Source organism: Chryseobacterium sp. HNCC26DJ240, from assembly GCF_057180485.1.
Map to the genome: position 1 here is coordinate 366,885 of NZ_JBXUGK010000002.1, position 25,180 is coordinate 392,064.

Genomic DNA, 25,180 nt, shown 5'->3' on the forward strand with positions numbered 1-25,180 from the left:
ATATGTTTAAAAAAATTATTATTGCCGAAGACCACGAAATAAGAAATCTTGGAGTGATCAATACACTCACGAATCTTAAAATTAAAAATTTTGAATTTGAAAGCTATTGTGACGAAGCTTTAAAAAAAATAAAAAAAGCAGTTGATGAAAATAATCCTTATGACTTGCTTATTACCGATCTTTCCTTTGATGAAAATCATATAAACCAAAATATAAAATCCGGTACCGAACTCATCGCTGAAGCGAGAAAAATACAGCCAGATATTAAAGTTATCGTATTTTCAATAGAAAATAAGCCAAAAGTAATTGATGATCTTTATAAAATAAATGAAATCAACGGATTTGTAAGTAAGGGCCGAGATGACGGCAAAGAGCTTAAAAAAACTATGAATAAAGTGTACAATGGGGAAACCGTTATTCCTCAGGGTATTTTGAACAGCATTAGAAATGTGCCTTTGGAAATTATTACAGATTATGATTTATCAATTTTGAAATATTTAGCAAAAGGCTGGACGCAAACGGAAATTGAAAACCATTTTAAAGAAAACAACATTACACCCAACAGCAAAAGTTCCATCGAAAAAAAGCTGAATGATCTACGTGAAAGTCTTAATGCAAAAAACAATATCGAATTAATCGTGATCTGCAAAGACAGCGGGATTATCTAAAAACATATTCTGATTTAAAATCAAACCTTTCAAAATAATTTGGAAGGTTTTTTTTGTTTTATGGTTTTCCGTAAGGATTGACATTTAAAGGGTTATACTTTTGGAATGTTAAACAATAAAAATTTTATTATGAAAAAATACTATGTAAACAAGAAAGCTCAAACTAATGGAGATCATGAAGTTCACACTTCAGATTGTAGATATCTTCCAGATGTTTCCAATAGAAAATATCTTGGTGAATATTCATCTTGTAAAGATGCTGTAAAAGAAGCTAAAAAAGAATATTCAAAATCAAATGGTTGTAAAACATGTTCAAATGAATGTCACACAAGCTAAATAAATCAATCATGGAATAAAGTAGTACCCTTTGTTGCAACAGCAAATCAACAAAACATGAGCTCAAGTATTATTGCTCAACAATTGGAAAATTTAATTTTGGTTCAGTCGGCAGAGGGCTGGAAATATTTAAGATTAGAAAGTGTTTCCACATACATTCAACCGGTAGAAGGTTGTTTTGGAATAGGTCAGCAAAAACCAGGATATATGACGTCTTATCAAGTAGCTGTTTTTACGAAATAAACAAATGAAATATCTTCTGCTCTTTGTCATTAAAATGTATTGGCTAATAATTCCGGCTTCAAAAAGGCGAAAATGCATTTTCAGAACAAGCTGTTCCAAATATGTTTATTCGGAAACTATTAATAAAGGAATTATTTCAGGTCTAAAAGCTTTCAAATACAGATTTGAAAATTGTAGAGCAGGAGCTCATTTTATCGAAAATCCAATTACAGGAAATTTTCAGATTATTTTACCAAACAATCAAATTCTTGATGAAAAAGAAATTTCTGAAAGATTTATAAAAAAATAACAATTATGGGAAAATTTATCATTACAAAAAGAAAAAACGACGACTATCAGTTCAATCTGAAAGCTGGAAACGGGCAAGTAATTCTTGCAAGTCAAGGATATGCCACAAAACAAGGTTGCAAAAACGGAATTGAATCTGTGAAAACGAATGCTGTTTTTGATAATCATTATGACAGAAGGGTTTCTTCAAACAGTCAATATTATTTCAATTTAAAAGCCGGTAACGGAGAAATTATCGGAACAAGTGAAATGTATACAACGACCAGCGCAAGGGATAACGGAATTGAATCGATAAAAACCAACGCTCCAACTGCTGAAATCGTTGATGAAACTCTTTAAAATTGAATACCATGGATCTTAAAATTAAATTAGAACAGCTTCACCAAAAGGTTGTTGGCTTAAAAGAGCAAATCAGTACAGAAGAAGCTACAAAAAATGCTTTTGTAATGCCTTTTATACAGATTTTGGGTTATGATATTTTTAATCCGACTGAAGTTATTCCGGAACACGTTTGCGACATCGGAACAAAAAAAGGTGAAAAAGTAGATTATGTTATCAAAAATAATGACGAGCCTATTTTTATCATCGAATGTAAGCACTGGAAAGAAAGTGCAGATGCACACAATTCTCAGCTTCACAGATATTACCATGTTTCAAAGACAAGATTTGGAGTTTTAACAAATGGAATCGTTTATAATTTCTACACAGATCTTGAGAAACCTAATATTATGGATGAAAAACCTTTTTTCACCATAAATATTGAAGATTTAAAAGATAGCTCGATTAAAATTCTGGAAAGTTTTACCAAGAAAGATTACAACCTGGAAAGTATTTTGGATTCTGCGGAAGCTCTAAAATACATCAAAGCCATCAGAAAAGAGTTTGAAAAAGAGATTGAAAATCCGTCTGATGAATTGGTTAAACTTTTAGTCAATCGTTTTTTTGAAAAACCTTTGACCGCAAACCGAATGATTTCTTTTAAAGAATATGCGAAGAAAGCATTAACAACTTCTATTAATGAGTCAATCAGTTACAGGTTAAAATCTGCATTAAGCATTAACGAACAAATCGAGAAACGGGAAGATGATATAAAAACATCTCCACTAATCGATGAAAATAACGACTCTAAAATCGTTACCACAGAAGAAGAACTGGAAGGTTTTCAAATTGTGAAAGCGATTCTGAGAGAGAAAATTCCTTCTTCAAGAATTGCTTACAGAGATACTTTGTCCTATTTCGGAATTTTACTGGATGATAATAATAGAAAGCCTTTGTGCAGATTGCATTTCAATACAGCTAATAAATATCTTGAAACTTTCCATAACGGAAAAGAAGCAGGAGAAAAAATTCTGCTGAATAATCTTGATGAAATTTATAATTACAAAGCTGAGCTTTTGAAAACACTGGAAAATTATCAATAATGTGAGTTTTAGCAATTGTTAATCCCCAAAAAAGGAAGTTCAGTATTCAGTGTTTTGCTGGACATTTATTCCGCTTTGTCTTTCAATAATTGATTTCTTCACTTTTATTTTTATGACACAAAATTGATTCAATTCAAAATATAACAGATAATTTACAATGAAAAAACTATTACTTACAAGCCTTTTAGGATTAGGTTCATTATTACCGGCAAACTCTTTAGCTGCTGACAATTCAGCAACATTTAAAACAGAGCTTTCTACAACAAAACAAAAAAAGAAAAGCAAAAAGAGTAAAAACAAAAGAACTACTTCTGCGTCAACAAATAAGGGATGTACTTATAACGGGCATACTTTATATGTTGGGAAAAGAGGTGGTTGCTACTACATGGCGGGAAACAGTAAAGAATATGTGGACAGGTCATACTGTTCAAGCTGTAACTAAATCACAATAAAAGTCCTGCGAAATTTAAATCAAATAATATAAAATCTTTTTATAATATCTTTATTTAAATTTTGAGGTAATAAGTGCCAATCTTATGATCTTATTCTTTGTATAAATGTTGCATTCATTTTTAGGATTAATATCAAAACTTAGTGGCTAATCCAAAGTTTTGGTATTGATCCTTTTTTAGATTGTCATATCCAGCAATTAAACATAAAAAAACCACCCTTTAAAAGAGTGGTTTGTAGACCCACAGGGATTCGAACCCCGAATGACGGTACCAAAAACCGGAGTGTTACCGTTACACTATAGGTCTGTTTTATTTTGGTGATGCAAATTTAAAACTTTTTTCGTTATCTGCAAATCATTTTCTTATTTTTTTTAAATTTACAAAAGATTTTAACGGTAGGAAATATGCTGATCAACTTCAATAATCTAAAAATTAACCAATTAGAACATCAAACAGAATTCGAAAAAAAAGTAACTTTTTTTATTGAAGAGTGGCTTTCAGGCTCTGAAACAGTAAAGGTGCAGACCTCAGGCTCAACCGGAACACCAAAAATTTTTGAAATTGAAAAACAAAAGATGCTCAATTCAGCAAAAATGACTTGTGATTTTTTAAATTTAAAGGAAAATCATTCGGCTTTGATTTGTTTACCTATCGAGTATATTTCAGGTAAAATGATGGTGGTGAGGGCTTTTGAAAGAAAATTAAAATTAATAATTAAAAATCCGTCCACAAAACCTTTGGAAGATTTGGATGAGGAAGTCGATTTTTGTGCGATGACTCCTTTGCAGGTAGAAAATTCTTTAGACAAAATTCATCTGATCAAAAATTTAATTATTGGCGGAGCTTCCGTTTCTGAATCTTTAAAGTCTAAAATATCTGAAGTTTTGCATCAGCAATCTCAAATTTCAAATTTCAAATCTCAAATTTTCGAGACCTACGGAATGTCTGAAACGCTCTCGCACATTGCTTTAAAAGAAATTTATCCAAAACGGAATGAATATTTTCAAACTCTTAACGATATTGAAATTTCATTGGATGAAAGAGGGTGCTTAAGAATTTCCGCACCAAATTTGAATGATGAGATTTTACAAACGAATGATTTAGTTGATGTTAAAGGCGAAAAACAATTTAAGTTTTTAGGAAGAATTGATAATGTGATCAATTCCGGTGGGGCAAAAATTTTTCCTGAAGAATTGGAGGCATTAGTGAAAAAAGAAATTTCCAATGAAGTCGTATTTTTAGGTTTAAAAGATGAGGTCTTGGGTGAAAAGCTCATCTTGGTAATAGAAGATATTGACTGTTCAAAATATGGTCAGTCTGAGCGTAGTCGAAGACTCAAATCTCAAATCTCAAATCTCAAATTTGAAAAGTCTTTCCATAAACCGAAAGAAATTATCTTTGTTGAAGAAATTCCCAGAACACCGAATGGAAAGGTAAATCGGAAAGAATTATTACATTTAATCAACGGTATTTAAAACTTCCATCATCCATCATCAAACATCCATCATCAAAGTATGAAAGACTTCACCAGAGAACTCAGCTTTAAAACTTCCAGAAGCAGTGGAGCAGGCGGGCAAAACGTTAATAAAGTGGAAACATCAGTTACCGTAATGTGGAACGTGGAGGAATCTGAATTTTTCAATGTTTTTCAGAAAGATTTAATTCAAACTAAACTCAAAAACAGGATTAATTCTGAAGGGATTTTACAGTTAACAGTTTCAGAGTCGAGAACTCAGCTTCAGAACAAAAAAATTGCAATTGAGAAGATTTTAGAAATTGTGAACGATTCTGTAGTTATTCCCAAAACCCGTTTTAAGACAAAACCTTCAAAAGCTAAGGTTCAAAAAAGACTGGATTCCAAAAAGAAACTCTCTGACAAAAAAGAAAACAGAAGATTTAAATTTTAATTATTCGTTAATTCTCCATTTAAGGAAAAGGTTTATTTTTGCCGAAATATTCCATCATGATTAAAAATTTATTAGTAACAGCAATGCTGTCGGTATCAGCGGTTTCTTTCGCTCAAAAAATATCTTTAACTCCATCCATCGGCTACGCATGGAGAGTCAACAAAATTCCGGATAACTTAAGTCCTCAGGAAAAAGCTTACATAAAAGGTCTTAAAAGTGGTATGAACTTCGATGTTGCCTTGCGTTATGAGGTGAAAAACGGATTTAATATAGGTTTTAAATATTCAAATTACAGTGCTTCACACACCGGAAGACTGAGCGTAATCGACAATATGGGAAATATCACAAGTGCTACCGTAGCGACCAATGATGCGATCAATTTCTATGGTCCTTTATTTTCACTAACAAACTTTGAAGAAGATACAAAACATAAATTCATTATGGATGCAGCGCTTGGAGCTATTACCTATACCACAAAAACAGGAAATGTAAAAGGAAAAGGAGCAAGTTTGGGTGCGGAAGTCGATTTTGCGTACCAATATCAAATTCACAAACGTATTTTGATAGGACCAAAAATTGGTCTTTCAGGAGGAACTTTATCAAGCATGACATTCAACGGACAAAAAGTTACATTTGAGGAAGACCAAAAAGAAGGTTTAACACGACTTTCTTTAAGTGCTGCCGCTACTTTCCGTTTTTAAGTTTTATCTTTGCAAAAATTAAAAATAATGAGCAAACCGATTACCGAGTTTATCGAAAAATATTATCTGCATTTCAATGCTGCGGCTTTGGTAGATGCATCAAAAGGATATGTTGCGCACCTTAAAGACGGTGGAAAAATGATGATTACTTTAGCTGGAGCAATGTCTACTGCTGAATTAGGAAAGATTTTGGCTGAAATGATCCGTCAGGGAAAAGTAGATTTTATCTCTTGTACAGGTGCAAACCTTGAAGAAGATTTGATGAACCTTGTAGCGCATTCTCACTACGAAAGAGTGCCTCATTACAGAGATTTAACGGCTCAGGATGAGTGGGATCTTTTGGAAAGAGGCTTAAACAGAGTTACAGACACTTGTATTCCTGAAGAAGAAGCTTTCAGAAGACTGCAGAAACATATCGTAGAAATCTGGAAAGATGCTGAAGCTAAAGGAGAAAGATATTTCCCGCATGAATTCATGTACAAAATGATTCTTTCAGGAGTTTTGGAGCAGTATTACGAAATTCCAAGAGAAAATTCCTGGATGATTGCTGCCGCGGAAGCTAATTTGCCGATCGTGGTTCCTGGATGGGAAGATTCTACCATGGGTAATATTTTCGCTTCTTACTGTCTCAAAGGAGAATTGACTGCTACCACCATGAAATCAGGTATTGAATACATGACCTATTTGGCAGACTGGTACACTAAAAATTCTGCAGGAAAAGGAGTTGGTTTCTTCCAGATTGGTGGAGGAATTGCAGGGGATTTCCCAATTTGTGTTGTTCCAATGTTGTATCAGGATATGGAAATGCATGACATCCCGTTCTGGTCATATTTCTGTCAGATTTCAGATTCGACTACTTCTTACGGTTCTTACTCAGGAGCAGTTCCGAACGAGAAAATTACTTGGGGTAAATTAGATATCACAACACCGAAATTCATCGTTGAAAGTGATGCTACAATCTGTGCACCATTGATGTTCTCTTACATTTTGGAAAACTAATTTTTACAGTTAAAAATTAATTATATTAAAAAGGCTTAGCAATAAGCCTTTTATTGTTTTAAGACCTTGGAAACACTTCAGAAAAATAAGTTCGATGCTTTAACGGGAATGCGCGCCATTGCCGCTATCATGGTTTTTGTTTATCATAACCGAAAATACTGGCGAAACGATCTTCCTTTTGAAGTTATGCGTTTTATCAGCGAATGGCATGTTGGTGTAACCCTATTTTTTGTGTTGAGCGGATTTTTGCTGGCTTATCGCTATGAAGAGAAGCCTTTACAATCCGGAAAATCTTATTTAAAATATATTCTTCTCCGGATTGCAAGAATTTTTCCGCTGTACTGGATTTTGCTGAGCTGTTATTTTCTGGATGCAGCGTATTCTAAAAATGTAAACACTTATTTCCTGCAATATTCTTTGTTTTATTCTTTGTTTGAAAGCTATTCTGTTTCGGGAATTGTTCAGGCTTGGTCGTTGACGGTTGAATTTTTCTTTTACTTATTATCGCCGTTGTTGTTTTTACTTTTAAAGAAAAGCTGGAGATACTGCATTCTGTTTTTAATAGGATTTTTCCTTTTAGGGTGGGGAATCGGGTATGGTCTTAAAGAATTCAACGGAAACCCGAAAGGCTTTTTATCTCCTTTAAAATTTATGGTCGGAAGCACATTTTTCGGACGAAGCCTGGAGTTTTTCTTCGGAATGTTGCTCGCTTATTTAATGAAAAAAGAAAACGGTGTTCAGTTTTTAAATAAGATTAAAAAACCGACACTTTGGGGCGGAATTGCTGTCCTTATTTTAATCTTTTGTATCAGATTTTTTGCCAGAAATAATTTCGTACACGGCGTGGAACGTTGGGAAGGAAGACTGATTCACGAATTATTTTTACCCATCGGAATGATCGTGTTCTTTTGGGGATTGATATCTGAAAAAACGTGGGTTTCGAAAGTTCTTTCCACAAAATTCTTTATTCTTCTAGGGAATGCTTCATTTGTTTTTTACTTGATTCATCTAAGCTATTTCAACATGAAACTGAAATCTTATGTTTATCTTCCGGATAAGAATTTTGTACTGCTTTGGATCTGCTCAATAATTATTTATCTCTTGATTGAAAAACCATTGTACGAACTTAGCAGAAAGTGGATTTCGAAAATCTAATGCTGTTTTTTTGAAACATTAAGTTCATAAAGAATTTAAGCAAGATGCTGTGTAGTTTTAAGAATCAATAAATTGATTTTTTTTTTAGATTATTAAGAGTTATGCTAAAAAAATCTGTGTAAATCCTTCAAATCTATGGGAGATAATCAATCCATAGAATTAATCAACACAAAATATCTATACGCCAAAATTCCTTTCTGAAACTTTGTCAACTTCAATGGATCTTTATCACTTAGTTTAGGCAAAATTTTCTTATTGATTTTATTTAAAAATTTAAAAACAGACTTTTTCATACTTTCTATTTTTTGATTTAATTTAAAATTCAAAAATTGTGCAGTTCTGTATGAAGACGGAAAATGGAAGATGGAAGATGGGAGTTTTAGTGTTTTTAAAAACAAAAATTGCCCTCAAAAATGAAGACAATTATTTATAGCCAAAAGCCAGAAGCCATTAGCTAGAAGCACTTTATGGGTTTCCGTACATATTAGATTCTCCGCCGTCAATCGCAATTACCTGTCCTGAAACATAACCATTCTCATCACTTAAAAGATAAGCAACCAAATTTCCGACATCTTTCGGATCTCCTAATTTTCTTGTAGGATTTCTTGATGCATATTCTTTTTCAGCCGCTTTCGGGTCTGCAGGATTTACCTGATTAAAAGCTTCAGCCACCATCGGCGTTAAAATTGCTCCAGGAGCAATGGCGTTGGTCAAAATATTATCTTTTCCATATTCCAAAGCGGCATTTTTCGTCATTCCGGCGACAGCGTGTTTGGTCGCAACATAAGCAGTTTGATTCAATACACCTCTGATTCCGCCTACAGAAGCTACGTTGACGATTCTTCCGCTTCCGTTTTTCTGCATTTCAGGAATTACATATTTCATTCCGTAGTAAACTCCCAAAAGGTTGATGTCGATTACTTTTTTGAAAACTTCAATGTCATAATCAATGAGCGGAGCCTGCTTTCCTTCTATTCCTGCGTTATTGTACAGTCCGTCAACTTTTCCGAACTCTTTTACGGTTTGGTCAACGTAATTTTTTACATTTTCTTCTACCGAAACATCTGCGGTTACCGTCAGAAATTTACTTTTCGGATATTTTGACTGTAAATCTGCTTTTGCTTTTTCTAAAGCCTCGCCGTTAAAATCTACAAGCGTAAGATCAGCTCCTTTTGCTGCTAATGCATCTGCAGCAGCCAATCCTAATCCCATCGCAGCACCAGTTACGATTACTGCTTTTCCTTTAAAATTTGACATATTATTTGTTGTTTGTTAATGCTTCAATTTACAACAATGATGCCTTTTCTTAAATTAATCTGTGATAAAACTTTGTTAAATTTTAATTGCTTGAATCTTTGATTTTGATTGAATAGAATTATTACATTTGAAAACTAATATGAAATGAGATGAACGAAATATTCAAACAACAAGTCTGGGAAATTTCAAAACTCATACCGAAAGGGAGAGTTTCTTCTTATGGAGCGATTGCTAAAGCAGTTGGTTTTCCAAATCACTCCCGTCATGTAGGAAAAGCGATGGGCGGTTGTCCAAAAGATGTTCCGGCGCATCGGGTGATTTCCAGCTCGGGAACTTTGTCGGTTCCGGAATTTCAGGAAAGACTGGAAGCCGAAGGAATTGAGGTGGAAAATTTCAGAATTAAAAATTTCAAAAAGCTATTCTGGAATCCTTTGGAAGAATTGTAAATTGCTTTTGGCAAATAGCTTCTTGCTATTGGCTTCTAAAAAACGTTTTAATGTACCTATTAATTTTATTCTAGCTAAGAAAATTACCGTTCAGAATATAAAAATAACCATTCAGTGATTTAATTTTTCAAAAAAACTTTGTAACAGATATCTTTGCTTCATAATTAAAAATAATATTATGAAAGCTAAATCTACTATCACATTTCTATTCGTAATTTTTACTCAATTATTTCAGGCTCAGATTGATGATAAATTTTACCAGCCGAGTAAAAAGTTTATGCCTATCGATTTAAAGTTTGAAGACATTACGATTCCTGTAGGAAAAGACACCATTACCGCCATCTTTTTTAAACCTCAAGCAAAACCAAAAGCAACGATTTTATTTTTTCACGGTGCAGGTGGAAATGTTTCTTCTTATTTCTTTATGGTGAAACCTTTGATTGAAAACGGATTTCAGGTTGCCATGGTCGATTTCAGAGGGTACGGAAAATCTACGGGAACGCCAACTCACATGAATGTTGCAGCAGACGGGCAAAAGTTCTTTGATCTGATGGCTCAAAGAAAAGATGTGAAAAATACAAAACTGATTATTTATGGAGCATCGTTAGGCTCTCAGATTTCAGTTCATTTGGCTAAAAACAATAAAAATAAAATTTCAGGATTGGTCATTGATGGCGGAATGTCTTCGTTTGCAGATATTGCAGCTGTTTTTGCTCCGCAGTTTAAAGACGCTCTTGCAAAAATGCTGGCTTCTGTTTATTCTGCGAAAGAAGATATTAAATCGACAGAAGGACTTCCAAAGCTTTTTATCTACAGCAAAAATGATAAAACAGTTCCGTTTTCTCAGGGTGAAGAACTTTTCAAAAATGCTCCTGAACCGAAACAGTTTTTTGAATTTACAGCAGATCACTTGGGTGCTGTAACAGAAAAGCCTTCGGAAGTTGTAAAAGCTGTTGATGCTTTGATTAAGTAAAAATTTAAAGTTGTCACGGCGGAGTATTTGCTTTGCCGTGACAACTGAAGTACGTCAATTTGAATCAAGCTCCTTGTTAATTTTCAATAGCATTTGTTTTCCATTTTCATTTTGAGGATTTAGTTCAACCGATTTTTGATACATTTTTATCGCTTCTTCTTTTTGATTATTGACTAACAAAGCTTCTCCATAACTATCAAATAAATTTGCATCTTCAGGAAACTCTGTCGTAGCAAGTTTAAATATTTCTAATGACTCATTCTTTTTCCCAAGTCTTAACAGTTCATAGCCTAATTTGTTTAGCTCGTTGGGGTTTTCAAAATCATATTCTTTTGGTTGATTTTCTTTTAGTAAACGGTATGTTCCTAAAGCTTTATTTATATCGGTAGGGGATTCTTTTCTTATGGCTTGATAAACAGATTTTTTAGGAATTTCATATTCTTTTCCCAACATCAAATTGTGAATACGATGTCCTAAATCCCAAACCCTGTTTAAATTATTCGACAATAGAATAATCGTAATATTATTTTTTAAATCGTTTAAAAAGATTGATTCAAATTTATAAGAAACTCCATTATGTCTTTGTAAATCTTCTTTTTCAAAATATCTGCCAAGTGATCCGCCTTCGTCTTTTGCATAGGGATTATTTAACAGAGTTTGAAAAGATTCTTTGGATATTAGTCGATTAGAATTCATTGCTTCAATCCATTGATACAAATCATTGATATCTACCCAAAGCCACCCGCTAATAAATTTCAATTCCGGGCATCGTACGTTGTCTATATCATAACAAGATGTTCGATTTTTATATCCCAATTTTGCATCAAATACAGAATTGGTCATTTTCAATGGTTTAATGATATTTTTAATGACAAAATCCTCATATGAAGTGCCGCTTACTTTTTCAATGATTCTTCTTTGCAAAAATACATTGCCATTATCATATTTGTAATTGGTTCCTGGTTCAAACAATAAGTTTTGATTGTTTCTAAGAATTTTCCATGCATCTTCATCATTTATTATAGTTAGACCTGACTCGATTCGGGGAATGCCACTAGCATAATTAACAAGATGTCGTATGGTTACTTTCTCTGACCATTTTGGCAATCCTAAATTAAATTTGGAAATCGGGTCATCAAGACTGAGAAAACCGCGTTCTGCCAAAATCATGATGGAAACCGCATTAAATTCCTTTGCGATAGATCCAATATTAAATATTGACTGATTATCTAAATAAGTTTGTTTTGTTTCATCCGCAAAACCAAACGATTTTTGATAGATGATTTTATTATTTTTAGCAACAAGGACATTTCCATTGAACAAACCTCTTTCATAAGATTTGGTCATTAAGGAATCAATTTTACTGATGTAAACAGCATTTTTTTCTGTTTTAAAACTTCTGGTGCCGCAACTAAAGACGATTAAAAAAACTAAAAAACAGCCGATATTCCTTGCAAGATGATGCATTTTCATAAAGTTTAATTTTCTTTAAAACAATTTAATATTGATGCAAAAATGCGTCAGAACACATTACTACGCGACCGATTAAAAAAAATCGAACTCATTTTTTGAAAATAATTTGATTTTACAAAGATTGTTTTCTGAAATCTGTCGGAGTTTTTCCTGTATATTTTTTGAAAGAAGTATTGAATGAAGATTTGGAATTAAATCCAACTTGATATAAGATTTCCAAAACAGTCAGTTCCTTTTGACAAGGATCTTTAAGAATTTGCATTGCTTTTTGAATTCTATATTCATTCACGAAATCGAAAAAATGTTTATCCATATAAGAATTAATTAAAACAGATAAATCTTTAACCGGCATTTTCACCTGCTCCGCCAAATCCTGAATAGTTAATGAAGAATCCAGATAAGGCTCTTTATCCTGCATGAAATTTTTTAATAATTCCATTTCCTTATTTTTTTCATCATCTGTTAATGAATTGTTTTTTTGTTTGGGGACTTCTGCAACAGGTTTTAGATCAGAATTTACGCCCCGGAAGAACTCAGGATTGTTTAAAGCAACAAAAAGATACCAACTTGTACAAAATAAAAATGCAAAGCCATCAAGAGTTACAATCCAGGCTCGGATTTCTCCCGGTCCATAGATGAAAGTAACCAGCCATCTTATAATGACTATAAAATGTATGACGTAGTACAGAATTGTTATTTTATAAAGTGCTTGAAGGATTGAAATATTCGGGTTTGCGTAATTTTCAAGATAGACTGTTCTGGACTTTCTGATCACCAGAAATGAAGCGATAAAATATACTTGAAACAGAAATTCAAAAAGAAATTGAAAAAACTGCATTAAAGGCATATCATTCATGCCATTTATAAAATGGATTTTTGAGGCTCTCTCTACAGAATAAATTCCCCACATGATATACAAATTGTAAGCAAAAAATGGGATTGTATGCAGCAAATGTTTTGGTTTTAACCGAAAATTGGAATAACAAATAGACAATACATAAAGGTAAAACGAGGCCGGAGCCAAATAGACAAAGCCCCAACGAAAAGCCTCAAGGTTGATATGATTCACTGGAAATTCCCGCTGCAAAAACTTTAATGCATCTACAGCATTTATAAAAAGAAAGAATGCAAGAAGCCAATTTGATAGTCTGTGTTTTGTTTTTACAGTAATCAAAAACAGGGCAAGCAAAAGCACCATGAAAATTCCAATTGAGGAAACGAGATATAAAAAGTTGAACTGATCCATGTTTTTTTATCAAAGCCAAAGTTAATACTTCTATGATATTTTTTCATGAAAAATCCGGAACAACAAAGTCATTCCGGATTTACAATATAATCAGTTAAATTACTTTTCCAATTGTTGATAGCTTCTCTGAATGAAGTCTGTCAATTCTTTTCCTTTCAGTAAATTCTGAGATAATTTAGCCAAATCTAAAGCGTACTTAATCTGAGAACTTTTCTCATCAGCATTTTCATTAGCCAAAATTTTGGTGGCAAATTCACTGTTTGAGTTGACTACAAGATTATACATTTCAGGGAAACCACCCATTCCGAACATTCCGCCACCGCCGGTTGCCTGCATATCTTTCATTCTACGCATGAATTCTGGCTGGGTGATTGTGAATGGAGCATCTGTGCTGTCTAAATCTTCCAGTTGAACTGTGAATTTCTTGTCATTGATTGACTCTTCGACATTTTTCTTCAACGTTTCTTTTTCAGTTTCATTTAATTTAGAAATTGCAGGCTCGTCTTTTTTAATCAAATTATTGATATGATCAGCATCTACTCTGGCGAAAGAAATTTTTTCTTTTGTAGATTCCAGTTTTTGAATTAAGTGCGGAACAATCGGTGAATCTAAAAGAATAACTTCATACCCTTTATCTTTCGCAGACTGAATGTAAGAGTGCTGTTCATCAGCATTCGTAGCATAAAGAATCACTAAATTTCCGTCTTTGTCGGTTTGATTTGCTTTGATTTTTTCTTCTAATTCATTCCAAAGGAAATATTTGCCGTCGGTTGTGGGATACAGTGCAAATTTGTCAGATTTTTCGAAGAATTTGTCTTCAGAAATCATTCCGTATTCGATAACGATTTTGATGTCGTTCCATTTTTTGTCGTAATCTTCACGGTTTTCATTGATTAAAGAAACCATTTTGTCGGCTACTTTCTTCGTGATGTAAGAAGAAATTTTCTTTACTGCACCGTCTGCCTGGAGATAAGAACGGGATACATTCAACGGGATATCCGGAGAATCAATTACCCCTCTCAGCAACATCAAAAAGTCAGGAACAATTCCTTTCACCTCATCGGTTACGAAAACCTGATTCTGATATAATTGAATTTTATCTTTTTCAATGTTTAAATTATTCGCCAATTTGGGGAAATATAAAACACCAGTTAAATTGAAAGGATAATCAACATTCAAATGGATGTTGAACAACGGCTCCTCAAACTGCATCGGGTACAATTCGTGATAGAACGATTTGTAATCTTCGTCTTTCAGTTCGCTTGGAGATTTCGTCCAGGCCGGAGTCGGGTTGTTGACGATATTATCAACCTCCACTGTTTCTGCAACGGCATCTTCTGCAGCACCTTCCGGTAATGGAAGTGTTTCAGTTTTTGTCCCGAATTTAATGGGAACAGGCATGAATTTGTTGTATTTCGTCAACAATTCACGGATTTTATTTTCTTCTAAAAATTCTAACGAGTCTTCTGCGATATGAAGGATGATCTCAGTTCCTCTGTCGGTTTTTGCGGTAGTTTCTTCCAATGTGAATTCCGGACTTCCGTCGCAAATCCAGTGAACTGCGGTTTCATCTTTGTAAGATTTAGAAATAATTTCCACTTTTTCTGCCACCATAAATGCAGAGTAGAATCCTAAACCGAAATGGCCAATAATTCCTGAATCTTTTGCAGAATCTTTATATTTATCTAAGAACTCCTCAGCTCCTGAAAACGCAACCTGGTTGATGTATTTTTCAACTTCTTCACCAGTCATCCCCAAGCCCTGGTCGATGATGTAAAGTTTCTTGTTTTCCTTATCAATTTTCACCTCGATTTTCGGATTTCCGTAATCTACCTGTGCTTCACCAATGTTGGTTAAATGTTTCAATTTCAATGTTGCATCGGTAGCATTTGAAATTAATTCTCTTAAAAATATTTCGTGGTCGCTGTACAAAAACTTTTTAATCAACGGAAAAATATTCTCCACCGAAACATTGATATTTCCTTTTGTCATTTTTTTTGGATTTTAAATTTGATGAATAATTCTCAAAAGAAATACCATTGAGCGGAAAGTGACAGATTGGCATTTTTATTTTGCAGAAATAGGTCTTCCTTCTAAAACAAAAAAGACAGCCTCTCAGCTGTCTCTGTATTTGATCAAAACAAAATTAGTTCTTTTTGTTAATGATTTCTTCTTTTACTTTGTTTTCAAGCTCTTCCGCCAGTTCAGGATTATCTTTCAACAAATCTCTTACTCCATCACGACCTTGTCCCAATTTAGTTTCACCGTAGCTAAACCAAGAACCGCTTTTCTTCACAATTCCCATATCTACTGCAGTATCCAAGATTTCGCCGGTTTTAGAAACGCCTTCACCATACATAATGTCAAATTCAGCCATTTTGAAAGGTGGAGCAACTTTGTTTTTCACAATTTTCACTTTCACACGGCTACCAACAGCTTCGTCACCGTTTTTAATTGGCGCAGATGCTTTTCTGATATCTACTCTTACTGAAGCGTAGAATTTCAAAGCGTTACCACCAGTTGTAGTTTCAGGGTTTCCGAACATTACTCCGATTTTTTCTCTTAGCTGGTTGATGAAAATCACGGTACATTTTGTTCTTGAAATCGTTGCAGTCAGTTTTCTCAAAGCCTGAGACATCAATCTTGCGTGAAGCCCCATTTTAGAATCTCCCATTTCCCCCTCAATCTCCGCTTTTGGAGTCAAAGCGGCAACAGAGTCAATGACAACAATATCAATTGCACCCGAACGAATCAAATTATCTGCAATTTCCAAAGCCTGTTCACCGTTATCCGGCTGAGAAATAATCAGGTTTTCTAAGTCGATTCCTAATTTTCCTGCATAACCTCTGTCGAAAGCGTGCTCAGCATCGATAAATGCTGCAATTCCGCCTGCTTTTTGAGCTTCTGCGATGGCATGTAAAGTTAAAGTGGTTTTACCTGAAGATTCTGGTCCGTAGATCTCAATAATTCTTCCTCTCGGATATCCGCCAACGCCCAAAGCGATGTCTAATCCTAAAGATCCGGAAGGAATAACTTCGATGGTAGTGTCGATTGCACTGTCTCCCAACGTCATTACAGTTCCTTTTCCGTATGTTTTATCTAGTTTGTCAAGCACCAATGCAAGTGCTTTTTTCTTATCATCTATGTTGCTCATATCTCGTTAAAATAATTTATCAAAATTACATAATTTTAAATTCAAATGCTAATATTTTTTGTTTTCAGAAATTGTTTTTAGCGTTAAAAAATGATAAAGTTTCAGTTTGAAAAAAGGCCAAATAAAGAATTAAAAATAAAGATTTCTTGTGACAGGCTGGATCCTAGCCCCGATTGTCGCGGCATCCTTTTTCTGGCATGGCTTTGCAAAAAAGCGTTGGTGAAAAAGATACAGCAGAAAGCGGGATTAAGCTCCTGAAAAAATCAATGAAAATTAGAATTCTGGGTAATGTTCAAATAATCCTTCAAAACTTTCATTTGGTCTTTATTGCCTTTTTTAATTCTGGCCTCACGGCTTACGGTGGAATCGTAAATTTTATTGATGATTTTCTTTGTCACCGGAAACCCTTTTCTGAAAGGAACTTCAGGAATTTGCAGCCTTTTGCAAACGTCGTCGCCTAATAAATACCAAGTGCAGCAAATGTGCAGATACCTCAGATTTTTTCTTTCAAATTTGTACTTTAAAATTGGATTTTCCAATGATTCGTTCAACAGTGAATGTGCCAGCAAAACCGAATCTTTATCGGATGGTGGCTGGATGGATGTCCACAAATAAAAATATTCTGTTGCCTGTTTTTTATTGTCGGGAAGAAGTTCTACGGGGATTCCAAGCAAATATCCGACGTATTTCCAAAGGTGGAAATGTCCTTTTTCTTCCTCTTCGGAAATGGTATTTCCTAATTTAAGCAAACTGTGCATAAACACAAGGCTGAAACCAATGTAGGTCGCCATCATGTCCCAGGAATTGATGGGTTCGCCCCAGTTTTCTTTATCCCAGTTTTTATAATGTTTTCTGATCGAAAGTCTTGCGTAAGAATGAATTAATCTGGTTTTTATAGCAAATTCGTAGCCTTTTTTATGAATTTCCAAAGCATCGTAACGGGTAACGTTTACCCAGAAATCCAATGTTTCTGAAAGTCTTTTCACTGCACCTTTTTTTAAAGCTTCGGTGGCAATTAAAGGTTTGTTGAGGTAAGAATAGTCGTAGCCGCCAATCAGACAATAGTCTCTGAGCGAAATCAGAGAGTCCAGATTGCTTCGCATGCAGAGTTCGGCTCCACTTTTAATTAAATTTAAATCCAGCCAATCGGGTAGGTTTTGGGTTTGCTGGAAAAGTTTTTTTACACTTTCCGGAACGTTATCATTTTCTGAAACGCCGTTCCTGATGTAACTTTCAATTTCCCTTGAAGCTTCAGGATAGCTTTTTTTAAAATAAACTTCTCTTACCACCTCATCACCAATTTCGTCAACGTGATAAAAGAAATGTGAGAACTTATCAAAATCTTTAAAACTCAGTTCAGCTCCGGAAAGATCAGTCAGCTGTTTCCCGTTTCCTGTCGTCCAGAAATCTTTGAAATGCTGTGAATCTTTAAATCTCGGCTGTAAAATCTGCTTTTCCATTAAGGATAAAGTTACATAAATTTTAGATGAAAAACTGTGTGAGATTTGTCAGTTGATTTGAGATTTGAGATTTGAGATTTGAGGTTTGAAATTTGAGGTTTGAAATTTGAGGTTTGAAATTTGAGGTTTGAGATTCTGGATTCGAGTTTTTGGGTACGATGTACTGGATTCTGGATTCGAGTTTTAGAATTTGATATTAGTTTAGGATTTTTAATTAAATAATTATTTATCAATCATCAATCATCAATCATCAATCATCAATCATCAATCATCAATCATCAATCATTTTTAATAATTACCCATCACTCATTACCCATCAAACCAATCCCCATTCAAAAGCTTTTCTGATGAGTTCTTTGCTGTTTCGTGAGTCGGTTTTTTTGAGGATGTTTTTGCGATGGCTTCTGATGGTGTGTTCTGAAAGAATAAGCATGTCAGAAATTTCTTTGCCAGAATAACCTTTGGCAATTAAAATCAAAATTTCAATTTCCCTTTTAGTAAGATTCGGAGAATCTGAACTTTTCTTTTCATCTGTGGGCTGCACAGTAAACTGGTGAAAATCTTTTCGGGGCGTGATGCCTGTAATCAAAACAGTGTATGGATTTTGTGGCGTAATGTGCTGAATATTGGTGTGAATGTTAATCGATTGAAACAAGCGGTTGTTTTCATCCATCAAAGTGTGAATGGCCTGATGGTGGAAAAGTTCATATTTCCCTTTTTTGGTTTTCATTCTGAAACAATAGCTTGGTTTGAGGAAAAGCTGATGTTCAATACCGATTTGCCTGATTTTTTCAACGACAATTTTTTCAGCCTTTAAAACAAAAGGAACATCATCCGGATGAATGAGACTGAAAATTTCGCTGAGGTAAGTAGGATATTCTGAAAGACCGTGAATCTTAAGAATATTTTTGTGATGATGTGAAATGGTAGAGTCAGCGAGGTTGATTACATAATAGTAAAAGTTTCCTATGGAGAACATTTCACCAATAATTTTCTCTATGGAAGGCTTTGTAAGAGCTTTTGATTTGTCTTGTCCTGCAAAGCTTTCCCAGATTTGTGAAAGTAAATGTTTATCCTCCGGATTTTCCATTTTTTATATTTGAAACTAAAATACTTAAAATTTGTTAAAAATACCCCAAAAGGGCTATTTTTTTATGTTAAATAATTTGCAATTTTTGTAGAAACAATAATCATGAAAACTCTATTATAAAATTGGAGTTATTTTTCAAAGTTTTATTGCGTTTTCTTAAAGCTTTAGAGCAGGAAGGTAAAAGCTCTGATGATGAAAAAAAAAGAATTAAAATTCCTTCAAAATAGCCACTGTCAGAGAGATTAGTGGTTTTTTTGTGCACGGATAATTAAAATTGTTATGTCTGAAAGCATTTAATAAATACCCTTTATGGGTTATTTTTTTTCCAATATAATAGTTACAACTTTAATCAAGTGATTTAACATAAAAATTAAATTTTCAACAATACCTTCAAGTGTTGAATTTAAAATAACAAATCATCATTATTTACAGTTTTAAATTATTTAACTTAATAAAATTTACCATGAAAAAATTATCATTTATTCTATTTTTTGCATTGTCTGCTACATGTTTTGCCCAAGAAGAAAAAAAAGAACCTGAAAATCTGGTTATTGATGGTTCGAAACTACCAGAAGTAGATAAATATGATCGATCTAAAGTAAGAAATGTTGTTACTCACTTTGATGGGTCTAATGAGGTTTGTGATTTTCTAAAGGTGGAAAAAAGCGGAGGGAAAGTTACTGCAACTCCTGAAAGTTTCGGTTGCTTTAGCTGGATTTTCAGCAAAAAAGGGAAGGTAGTTGCCATAAAAGGTATTCAGGGAAAAGGAGGTAAAGCTTACCAAGCTTATTCATCTGACGGGAAATTGGATGTCGGCATTACTTGCGACTGTTTTCTTTTTCATTAAAAATATAAAAAAACCTTCCAAATCTGGAAGGTTTCATTATTTATAGGTAATTTCTTACTACTTAGATAGTGTAGAAGCGTGAATCAACATATCCACCAATTTGTTTGAGTAACCCATCTCGTTATCATACCAAGAAACCAATTTTACAAAGTTTGGAGAAAGTGAAATACCAGCGTCTTTATCAAAGATTGAAGTTCTCTTATCTCCTACGAAATCCTGAGAAACTACAGCATCTTCAGTGTATCCAAGAATACCTTTCAATTCGCCTTCAGAAGCCGCTTTGATTACAGCACAGATTTCTTCGTAAGAAGCACCTTTTTCAAGTCTTACCGTTAAATCCACTACAGAAACGTCAACGGTTGGTACTCTGAAAGACATACCTGTCAGTTTTCCGTTCAAAGAAGGGATTACTTTTCCTACTGCTTTTGCAGCACCTGTAGAAGAAGGGATGATGTTGTTTAATGCAGCTCTACCGCCTCTCCAGTCTTTCATCGAAGGACCGTCAACCGTTTTCTGAGTAGCTGTTGTAGCGTGTACAGTAGTCATCAAACCTTCTACGATTCCGAAATTATCGTGAATTACTTTAGCCAAAGGAGCTAAGCAGTTTGTAGTACAAGATGCGTTTGATAAGATTTTTACGTCATCAGTAAGTTCAAGGTGGTTTACACCCATTACAAACATTGGCGTATCGTCTTTTGAAGGAGCAGAAAGAATTACTTTTTTAGCACCTGCTGCAAGGTGTTTCGCAGCACTTTCTTTATCTAAAAATAAACCAGTTGATTCTACTACGTAGTCAGCACCGATTTCGTCCCACTTTAGGTTGCTTGGGTCTTTTTCTGCAGTAACTCTGATTTTTTTACCGTTTACTACAAGGTCATTTCCGTCTACAGAAACTTCTCCCGGGAAAATACCGTGTACAGAATCATATTTTAGCATATAAGCCATGTATTCTGCATTGATAAGGTCATTGATACCAACTACTTCTACGTTGTCTCTTTCAGTCATTGCTCTGAAAACAAGACGACCGATTCTACCAAACCCGTTAATACCTACTTTAATTGTTGACATAATTGTTTTGATTTATTTAATTATATAATATATTAGATTGCTAAAATTTCTGAAATCAAAAGAAGATCTTTGTTGATTTCATTGTGTTTTTTGATGGCCTCTTCGATTGGGGTGTAGGTCAAATCATTAGAACGCATTCCCGCCATCACATTGGTTTCACCTTTCATTAATCCTACCACAGCACCGTAACCCAGTCTGCTCGCTAAAACTCTGTCTGCACAGCTTGGTGATCCGCCTCTTTGGATGTGTCCCAAAATAGCTACACGAATATCATAATCAGGGAATTCTTCCTTGGTTTTTTCAGCTAATTCATAAATGTTGGCTAATTTTTCGCCTTCTGCTACAACAACAATGCTTGAAGCTTTTCCTGTCTTTTCAGCTGTTCTGAATTTACCGAATAAATCTTCGATGCTGTCTTTTCTTTCAGGAATTAAAATATCAAGAGCACCCGTTGCCAAGCCACTGTTTAGTGCAATAAAACCGGCATCGCGACCCATTACTTCCACAAAGAAAACTCTGTTATGTGAAGTCGCTGTATCACGAATTTTATCGATGGCATCCATTGCTGTATTCAAAGCGGTATCGTAACCAATCGTGTTGTCTGTACCAAAAATATCGTTGTCGATAGTTCCCGGAACACCGATGGTTCTGATGCCAAATTCTTCGTTGAAAATTTTTGCTCCTGTAAAAGTTCCGTCACCGCCAATGCATACTAAACCTTCAATTCCATATTTCATGCAATTTTCATAGGCTTTTTGACGACCTTCTTTGGTTCTGAATTCTGCTGAACGGGCAGATTTTAGAATCGTTCCACCCTGATTGATTATATTTTTTACGGATCGAGGTCCCATTTTCAGGAAATCATCATGGATGAGGCCGTTGTAGCCTTCTCTCACTCCGTAGCATTCGATGTTATAGTAATTGGCAGTTCTTACAACCGCTCTTAATGCTGCGTTCATCCCTGGAGAATCTCCTCCTGAGGTTAAAACTGCAATTTTTTTTACAGCACTTTCTTTCATTTAATAAAAAATTTCGAACACAAATTTACAAAAACAAGTTCAGATAATTGCAGTATCTTCACAATACTTTTCATCCTTTAGTGTCCTGCTTTAATAAGAGCCAAGTAAAAAGTAAAAAGAGCCAAGTGGAGTGAGAAAGTGCAAAAAAAAGATGGTGGAGGTCTAAATTACTGACAAGGTTGTGCAAATTTGATTTATTCGTGATTGGATTATTTTTTTTTTAACATTTTAAAAAAAAATCTGTGGAAATCTGTGAGATCTGTGCGGAATTTAATGCTTCTCAGTCAAATATTTCCAATACCTTTTTGGAACGTGCTGAATATGTAATTTTAAATTTTTTCTTTCCACAATATTGGTTTTGAAAAAATACCGCTGCCATAATTTCTGATATTGATTTTCCTCATCATGAAATTTTTCCTGATACTTTTTCAAATCTATTTTTTCATCTGGATAAAAGAAATCGCAGGTTTCCAGATCGTGCAGAAGTCCGTAGTTTCTTCTTAAATCATAAATCATCCATTTCTGATCCTGATAACGGTTCTTGAAATGATTTCTGATTAAGGGTAAAACATTGAAGTCAGGATCTATCTTTGCGAAAAAAACGTCATCCTGCATCTTTTCAAAGCGAACGAAAGCCGTCATCCGATGCCGTTCTCTACTTACCGATTTTGAAATTTTAGCAATTCTCAGAATATCCTGATCTGCATAATTCTGAAGAATATTTTCTTTCGGATATTGAATCGATTGCCTTACTGCAGATAAAATAATCTGTTCTAAATCATGTTCTTCTGATAAAAAAACTTTTACCAATTCATGAATTCCAGGTTTACCGATGTTTTCTTCCAGTTTGTTTAAAACCCTCTCAGATTTTTCCTGATTAGTTACAACTTCATGAATTTCCGCAAAAATATTTTCCTGATGAAATCTTTCCCTGCTCACAATTTCCACATCTTTATACCTATACTCGAAAACTTCGAATATCGCAGTGAAAAGTCCGTCGAAACTGCCGTCGTAGAGGAGGGTGGTCATGTTTTTAATTTGAAAATGAAATAATTTGGAAATGGGATAATTTAAAAAATGGTAATAATTTTAAAGTGTTGCTCCTCAGTTTGTCATGCTGAAAGCATCTAAGCATAGTATTAGAGAGGCAAATTTTAAAATTTATGTTGAGATCCTTTTAGGATGACAAAGACAATGTTTATATTTAGAAATATTGCGTGTAAGTCTTGATGACAAATCTTGTAATTTGTGTTAATCTAAATTTTATAACAAATTAGTTTTAATTCAGCATCATTCATTTCAACACCAAACTGTCCAATTTTATCAATGATTGATTTTATTTGACTTAAATCTTGGGTATCGTTTCCAGAACTGACAATTTTTGGGAAAATTAAATATTCAATTTCTCTGTATTCCAGCCATTCTCCAAAAGAATTATTTCCTTCAAATCCATGGTGCCAATAATCAAACTCATAAATGCTGTTTTCATCAAGATACAATTCTCCAATTTTATCGGTCTGAACTTTTTTAAACTGAATTTTATTTATATTTTCAATATTCTCAACCAAGCCGTCAATGAGTCGAACCCATTTTGAATTAGACATCAATCGTTGGCTGAATTTTGAAATTGCACTATCAATTATTTTATTTTGTAATTGAGAATGAATCAATGCTTTTTTAGTTTTCATAATTAAAACAAAGTCAACTGCTGCGAAAACTGGTTCTGGAATTTAGACTGACTTCCGCCTATCAAAAGTTTTCTAAGATTCAAATCCGTCAAATGTCTTAGGAAAATATTTCCTGCAGTGAAATCAATAAAATATTTTGCACGATTTACCGCTGCACCTAACTTTTGAAGATTCTCAATCGTCAAAACCTGAAAACGTCTCGCCGACAAAATTTTCTTTGCAGTTTTTACACCAATTCCCGGAATTCTTAAAATCATCTGATAGTCTGCCGTTTGAAGATTTACCGGAAACTGGTCCAAGTGTCGTAAAGCCCAGCTCAGTTTCGGATCTACTTCAAGATCTAAAAACGGCATATTCGGATCTAAAATTTCATCTGCTTTAAAACCATAAAAACGCATCAGCCAATCTGATTGATACAATCGGTTTTCCCTCAAAACAGGAACTTCCGCAGTGATTGCCGGCAAACGGTTGTCGACCGTAACCGGAATATATCCTGAATAATAAACACGCTTCATCCCATAATTTTTGTAGAAATGATCGGCAACTTTTATGATCTGTAAATCGTTTTCGTGCGTGGCACCTACAATCATTTGTGTCGATTGCCCCGCAGGAGCAAATTTGGGAACACTTCTGATGATTTTTTTCTCATCTTTATATTGCTGAATACCTTTCTGAACAATTCTCATCGGTTGAAGCATGTCTTCACGATTTTTATCAGGAGCCAGTAATTTTAAACCGGATTCAGTCGGGATTTCAAGATTTACAGATAATCTGTCGGCGTACAGTGCGGCTTCATTCATCAAATCATCACTCGCTCCGGGAATTGATTTCAAATGAATGTAACCATTGAAATTATGCTCTGTTCTCAGTTTTTTTGCAACCCGAATTAGGCGTTCCATTGTTGTATCGGCATCTTTGAAGATTCCAGAACTTAAAAATAAGCCTTCAATATAATTTCTGCGGTAAAAGTTGATGGTTAAATCTACCACTTCTTCCACCGTAAATGCGGCTCTTTTTATATCATTTGATTTTCTGGAAACACAGTAAATACAATCGTAAATGCAGTGATTCGTCAAAAGAATTTTAAGCAAAGAAACACAGCGGCCGTCTTCGGTATAGGTATGACAAATTCCGCTTGCTGAACTGTCGCCCAAACCGCCGCTTTTATTTTTTCTGTTTCCACCGCTTGATGAGCACGAAACATCATATTTCGCAGCATCAGCCAGTATTTCCAGTTTTTCTTTAAGGCGGTCAAAATTCATTTAAATATAATTTGAATCAGATTGAAA

Annotated in this window: 28 protein-coding genes and 1 tRNA gene; 15 read left to right on the forward strand and 14 right to left on the reverse strand. The window is 34.3% G+C overall.

The window, feature by feature from the left end; translation table 11 throughout:
- Positions 1-2: 2 nt before the first annotated feature.
- The 7 genes from AC2A1G_RS04825 to AC2A1G_RS04855 all read left to right on the forward strand — a co-directional run bounded on the left by AC2A1G_RS04825 (position 3) and on the right by AC2A1G_RS04855 (position 3,398).
- The gene (locus tag AC2A1G_RS04825) at positions 3-668 is read left to right on the forward strand and encodes a response regulator transcription factor (RefSeq protein ID WP_484045808.1); all 666 of its coding nucleotides are present in this window, start codon (positions 3-5) and stop codon (positions 666-668) included.
- Positions 669-797: 129 nt separating this feature from the next.
- Positions 798-1,004 carry a hypothetical protein gene (locus AC2A1G_RS04830; RefSeq protein WP_484045809.1) on the forward strand — a complete coding sequence of 69 codons (207 nt, stop codon included), beginning with the start codon at positions 798-800 and terminating at the stop codon, positions 1,002-1,004.
- A 57-nt stretch (positions 1,005-1,061) separates the two neighbouring features.
- On the forward strand, positions 1,062-1,247 hold the full coding sequence (locus AC2A1G_RS04835; protein WP_484045810.1) for a hypothetical protein: 186 nt from the start codon (positions 1,062-1,064) through the stop codon (positions 1,245-1,247).
- Between the two features lie 4 nt (positions 1,248-1,251).
- Positions 1,252-1,536, forward strand: coding sequence for a membrane protein insertion efficiency factor YidD (gene yidD, locus AC2A1G_RS04840; protein WP_484045811.1), 285 nt, complete (start codon positions 1,252-1,254; stop codon positions 1,534-1,536).
- Between the two features lie 5 nt (positions 1,537-1,541).
- Positions 1,542-1,874: a YegP family protein gene (locus tag AC2A1G_RS04845; RefSeq protein WP_484045812.1), complete on the forward strand. Its 333-nt coding sequence runs from the start codon at positions 1,542-1,544 to the stop codon at positions 1,872-1,874.
- Between the two features lie 11 nt (positions 1,875-1,885).
- Positions 1,886-2,956 carry a type I restriction endonuclease gene (locus AC2A1G_RS04850; protein ID WP_484045813.1) on the forward strand — a complete coding sequence of 357 codons (1,071 nt, stop codon included), beginning with the start codon at positions 1,886-1,888 and terminating at the stop codon, positions 2,954-2,956.
- A gap of 157 nt (positions 2,957-3,113) precedes the next feature.
- A complete protein-coding gene (locus AC2A1G_RS04855) occupies positions 3,114-3,398 on the forward strand; it encodes a hypothetical protein (RefSeq protein WP_484045814.1) in 285 nt (94 codons plus the stop codon).
- A gap of 245 nt (positions 3,399-3,643) precedes the next feature.
- On the opposite strand, the gene AC2A1G_RS04860 is transcribed toward AC2A1G_RS04855, so the two are convergent.
- Positions 3,644-3,714, reverse strand: a tRNA-Gln gene (locus tag AC2A1G_RS04860).
- Positions 3,715-3,812: 98 nt separating this feature from the next.
- On the opposite strand from AC2A1G_RS04860, the gene AC2A1G_RS04865 reads away from it, so the two are divergent.
- The 5 genes from AC2A1G_RS04865 to AC2A1G_RS04885 all read left to right on the forward strand — a co-directional run bounded on the left by AC2A1G_RS04865 (position 3,813) and on the right by AC2A1G_RS04885 (position 8,170).
- Positions 3,813-4,883, forward strand: a complete 1,071-nt coding sequence (locus AC2A1G_RS04865) for an AMP-binding protein (protein WP_484045815.1) — start codon at positions 3,813-3,815, stop codon at positions 4,881-4,883.
- Positions 4,884-4,922: 39 nt separating this feature from the next.
- Positions 4,923-5,315: an alternative ribosome rescue aminoacyl-tRNA hydrolase ArfB gene (gene arfB / locus AC2A1G_RS04870; protein WP_484045816.1), complete on the forward strand. Its 393-nt coding sequence runs from the start codon at positions 4,923-4,925 to the stop codon at positions 5,313-5,315.
- A 56-nt stretch (positions 5,316-5,371) separates the two neighbouring features.
- The gene (locus AC2A1G_RS04875) at positions 5,372-6,016 is read left to right on the forward strand and encodes a hypothetical protein (protein ID WP_484045817.1); all 645 of its coding nucleotides are present in this window, start codon (positions 5,372-5,374) and stop codon (positions 6,014-6,016) included.
- Positions 6,017-6,043: 27 nt separating this feature from the next.
- Positions 6,044-7,015: a deoxyhypusine synthase family protein gene (locus AC2A1G_RS04880; protein WP_484045818.1), complete on the forward strand. Its 972-nt coding sequence runs from the start codon at positions 6,044-6,046 to the stop codon at positions 7,013-7,015.
- 66 nt (positions 7,016-7,081) lie between these two features.
- Positions 7,082-8,170, forward strand: coding sequence for an acyltransferase family protein (locus tag AC2A1G_RS04885; RefSeq protein WP_484045819.1), 1,089 nt, complete (start codon positions 7,082-7,084; stop codon positions 8,168-8,170).
- Between the two features lie 146 nt (positions 8,171-8,316).
- Here AC2A1G_RS04885 and AC2A1G_RS04890 read toward each other — a convergent pair whose 3' ends face one another.
- Both AC2A1G_RS04890 and AC2A1G_RS04895 read right to left on the reverse strand, forming a co-directional pair.
- A complete protein-coding gene (locus AC2A1G_RS04890; protein WP_185113222.1) occupies positions 8,317-8,463 on the reverse strand; it encodes a hypothetical protein in 147 nt (48 codons plus the stop codon).
- Positions 8,464-8,635: 172 nt separating this feature from the next.
- Complete coding sequence (locus AC2A1G_RS04895) at positions 8,636-9,427, reverse strand: glucose 1-dehydrogenase (RefSeq protein ID WP_484045820.1); 792 nt, start codon at positions 9,425-9,427, stop codon at positions 8,636-8,638.
- A 149-nt stretch (positions 9,428-9,576) separates the two neighbouring features.
- Between AC2A1G_RS04895 and AC2A1G_RS04900 the strand changes: the two genes are divergently transcribed.
- Entirely contained in the window at positions 9,577-9,873 is a 297-nt protein-coding gene (locus AC2A1G_RS04900; RefSeq protein WP_059136069.1) for an MGMT family protein, read from the forward strand.
- 178 nt (positions 9,874-10,051) lie between these two features.
- Positions 10,052-10,846 (forward strand): alpha/beta hydrolase, encoded by a 795-nt coding sequence (locus AC2A1G_RS04905; RefSeq protein WP_484045821.1) that lies wholly within the window; start codon positions 10,052-10,054, stop codon positions 10,844-10,846.
- A 54-nt stretch (positions 10,847-10,900) separates the two neighbouring features.
- Here AC2A1G_RS04905 and AC2A1G_RS04910 read toward each other — a convergent pair whose 3' ends face one another.
- The 6 genes from AC2A1G_RS04910 to AC2A1G_RS04935 all read right to left on the reverse strand — a co-directional run bounded on the left by AC2A1G_RS04910 (position 10,901) and on the right by AC2A1G_RS04935 (position 19,269).
- Entirely contained in the window at positions 10,901-12,313 is a 1,413-nt protein-coding gene (locus tag AC2A1G_RS04910; RefSeq protein ID WP_484045822.1) for a serine hydrolase, read from the reverse strand.
- A 118-nt stretch (positions 12,314-12,431) separates the two neighbouring features.
- Entirely contained in the window at positions 12,432-13,565 is a 1,134-nt protein-coding gene (locus tag AC2A1G_RS04915) for a helix-turn-helix domain-containing protein (RefSeq protein WP_484045823.1), read from the reverse strand.
- Between the two features lie 99 nt (positions 13,566-13,664).
- On the reverse strand, positions 13,665-15,557 hold the full coding sequence (gene htpG / locus AC2A1G_RS04920) for a molecular chaperone HtpG (protein ID WP_484045824.1): 1,893 nt from the start codon (positions 15,555-15,557) through the stop codon (positions 13,665-13,667).
- A 154-nt stretch (positions 15,558-15,711) separates the two neighbouring features.
- Positions 15,712-16,719: a recombinase RecA gene (recA, locus tag AC2A1G_RS04925; protein WP_056034424.1), complete on the reverse strand. Its 1,008-nt coding sequence runs from the start codon at positions 16,717-16,719 to the stop codon at positions 15,712-15,714.
- Between the two features lie 263 nt (positions 16,720-16,982).
- Complete coding sequence (locus AC2A1G_RS04930) at positions 16,983-18,179, reverse strand: oxygenase MpaB family protein (protein WP_484045825.1); 1,197 nt, start codon at positions 18,177-18,179, stop codon at positions 16,983-16,985.
- Between the two features lie 316 nt (positions 18,180-18,495).
- A complete protein-coding gene (locus AC2A1G_RS04935) occupies positions 18,496-19,269 on the reverse strand; it encodes a response regulator transcription factor (protein WP_484045826.1) in 774 nt (257 codons plus the stop codon).
- A gap of 463 nt (positions 19,270-19,732) precedes the next feature.
- Here AC2A1G_RS04935 and AC2A1G_RS04940 point away from each other — a divergent pair, with 463 nt between their 5' ends.
- Positions 19,733-20,116 carry a hypothetical protein gene (locus AC2A1G_RS04940; RefSeq protein ID WP_484045827.1) on the forward strand — a complete coding sequence of 128 codons (384 nt, stop codon included), beginning with the start codon at positions 19,733-19,735 and terminating at the stop codon, positions 20,114-20,116.
- A 57-nt stretch (positions 20,117-20,173) separates the two neighbouring features.
- Here the strand turns inward: AC2A1G_RS04940 and gap are convergent, their stop codons facing one another.
- From gap to AC2A1G_RS04965, 5 genes are all read right to left on the reverse strand, one after another.
- Positions 20,174-21,184 (reverse strand): type I glyceraldehyde-3-phosphate dehydrogenase, encoded by a 1,011-nt coding sequence (gene gap / locus AC2A1G_RS04945; RefSeq protein ID WP_484045828.1) that lies wholly within the window; start codon positions 21,182-21,184, stop codon positions 20,174-20,176.
- Positions 21,185-21,216: 32 nt separating this feature from the next.
- The gene (gene pfkA, locus AC2A1G_RS04950; RefSeq protein ID WP_484045829.1) at positions 21,217-22,203 is read right to left on the reverse strand and encodes a 6-phosphofructokinase; all 987 of its coding nucleotides are present in this window, start codon (positions 22,201-22,203) and stop codon (positions 21,217-21,219) included.
- 270 nt (positions 22,204-22,473) lie between these two features.
- Positions 22,474-23,232 carry a TIGR03915 family putative DNA repair protein gene (locus AC2A1G_RS04955; protein WP_484045830.1) on the reverse strand — a complete coding sequence of 253 codons (759 nt, stop codon included), beginning with the start codon at positions 23,230-23,232 and terminating at the stop codon, positions 22,474-22,476.
- A 227-nt stretch (positions 23,233-23,459) separates the two neighbouring features.
- On the reverse strand, positions 23,460-23,891 hold the full coding sequence (locus AC2A1G_RS04960) for a hypothetical protein (RefSeq protein WP_484045831.1): 432 nt from the start codon (positions 23,889-23,891) through the stop codon (positions 23,460-23,462).
- Positions 23,892-23,893: 2 nt separating this feature from the next.
- Entirely contained in the window at positions 23,894-25,153 is a 1,260-nt protein-coding gene (locus AC2A1G_RS04965; RefSeq protein WP_484045832.1) for a putative DNA modification/repair radical SAM protein, read from the reverse strand.
- Positions 25,154-25,180 lie beyond the last annotated feature (27 nt).

Excerpts from the sequence above, each read along its gene's own strand:
- arfB (WP_484045816.1), top strand. The coding sequence starts at position 4,923 with ATGAAAGACTTCACCAGAGAACTCAGCTTTAAAACTTCCAGAAGCAGT.
- recA (WP_056034424.1), bottom strand. The coding sequence starts at position 16,719 with ATGAGCAACATAGATGATAAGAAAAAAGCACTTGCATTGGTGCTTGAC.
- AC2A1G_RS04900 (WP_059136069.1), top strand. The coding sequence starts at position 9,577 with ATGAACGAAATATTCAAACAACAAGTCTGGGAAATTTCAAAACTCATA.
- AC2A1G_RS04930 (WP_484045825.1), bottom strand. The coding sequence starts at position 18,179 with ATGGAAAAGCAGATTTTACAGCCGAGATTTAAAGATTCACAGCATTTC.
- AC2A1G_RS04880 (WP_484045818.1), top strand. The coding sequence starts at position 6,044 with ATGAGCAAACCGATTACCGAGTTTATCGAAAAATATTATCTGCATTTC.
- gap (WP_484045828.1), bottom strand. The coding sequence starts at position 21,184 with ATGTCAACAATTAAAGTAGGTATTAACGGGTTTGGTAGAATCGGTCGT.
- AC2A1G_RS04915 (WP_484045823.1), bottom strand. The coding sequence starts at position 13,565 with ATGGATCAGTTCAACTTTTTATATCTCGTTTCCTCAATTGGAATTTTC.
- AC2A1G_RS04965 (WP_484045832.1), bottom strand. The coding sequence starts at position 25,153 with ATGAATTTTGACCGCCTTAAAGAAAAACTGGAAATACTGGCTGATGCT.
- AC2A1G_RS04830 (WP_484045809.1), top strand. The coding sequence starts at position 798 with ATGAAAAAATACTATGTAAACAAGAAAGCTCAAACTAATGGAGATCAT.
- AC2A1G_RS04960 (WP_484045831.1), bottom strand. The coding sequence starts at position 23,891 with ATGAAAACTAAAAAAGCATTGATTCATTCTCAATTACAAAATAAAATA.
- AC2A1G_RS04905 (WP_484045821.1), top strand. The coding sequence starts at position 10,052 with ATGAAAGCTAAATCTACTATCACATTTCTATTCGTAATTTTTACTCAA.
- AC2A1G_RS04875 (WP_484045817.1), top strand. The coding sequence starts at position 5,372 with ATGATTAAAAATTTATTAGTAACAGCAATGCTGTCGGTATCAGCGGTT.
- AC2A1G_RS04825 (WP_484045808.1), top strand. The coding sequence starts at position 3 with ATGTTTAAAAAAATTATTATTGCCGAAGACCACGAAATAAGAAATCTT.
- AC2A1G_RS04935 (WP_484045826.1), bottom strand. The coding sequence starts at position 19,269 with ATGGAAAATCCGGAGGATAAACATTTACTTTCACAAATCTGGGAAAGC.
- AC2A1G_RS04890 (WP_185113222.1), bottom strand. The coding sequence starts at position 8,463 with ATGAAAAAGTCTGTTTTTAAATTTTTAAATAAAATCAATAAGAAAATT.
- AC2A1G_RS04835 (WP_484045810.1), top strand. The coding sequence starts at position 1,062 with ATGAGCTCAAGTATTATTGCTCAACAATTGGAAAATTTAATTTTGGTT.
- AC2A1G_RS04955 (WP_484045830.1), bottom strand. The coding sequence starts at position 23,232 with ATGACCACCCTCCTCTACGACGGCAGTTTCGACGGACTTTTCACTGCG.
- AC2A1G_RS04865 (WP_484045815.1), top strand. The coding sequence starts at position 3,813 with ATGCTGATCAACTTCAATAATCTAAAAATTAACCAATTAGAACATCAA.
- AC2A1G_RS04845 (WP_484045812.1), top strand. The coding sequence starts at position 1,542 with ATGGGAAAATTTATCATTACAAAAAGAAAAAACGACGACTATCAGTTC.
- AC2A1G_RS04940 (WP_484045827.1), top strand. The coding sequence starts at position 19,733 with ATGAAAAAATTATCATTTATTCTATTTTTTGCATTGTCTGCTACATGT.
- pfkA (WP_484045829.1), bottom strand. The coding sequence starts at position 22,203 with ATGAAAGAAAGTGCTGTAAAAAAAATTGCAGTTTTAACCTCAGGAGGA.
- yidD (WP_484045811.1), top strand. The coding sequence starts at position 1,252 with ATGAAATATCTTCTGCTCTTTGTCATTAAAATGTATTGGCTAATAATT.
- AC2A1G_RS04895 (WP_484045820.1), bottom strand. The coding sequence starts at position 9,427 with ATGTCAAATTTTAAAGGAAAAGCAGTAATCGTAACTGGTGCTGCGATG.
- AC2A1G_RS04855 (WP_484045814.1), top strand. The coding sequence starts at position 3,114 with ATGAAAAAACTATTACTTACAAGCCTTTTAGGATTAGGTTCATTATTA.
- AC2A1G_RS04910 (WP_484045822.1), bottom strand. The coding sequence starts at position 12,313 with ATGCATCATCTTGCAAGGAATATCGGCTGTTTTTTAGTTTTTTTAATC.
- AC2A1G_RS04850 (WP_484045813.1), top strand. The coding sequence starts at position 1,886 with ATGGATCTTAAAATTAAATTAGAACAGCTTCACCAAAAGGTTGTTGGC.
- htpG (WP_484045824.1), bottom strand. The coding sequence starts at position 15,557 with ATGACAAAAGGAAATATCAATGTTTCGGTGGAGAATATTTTTCCGTTG.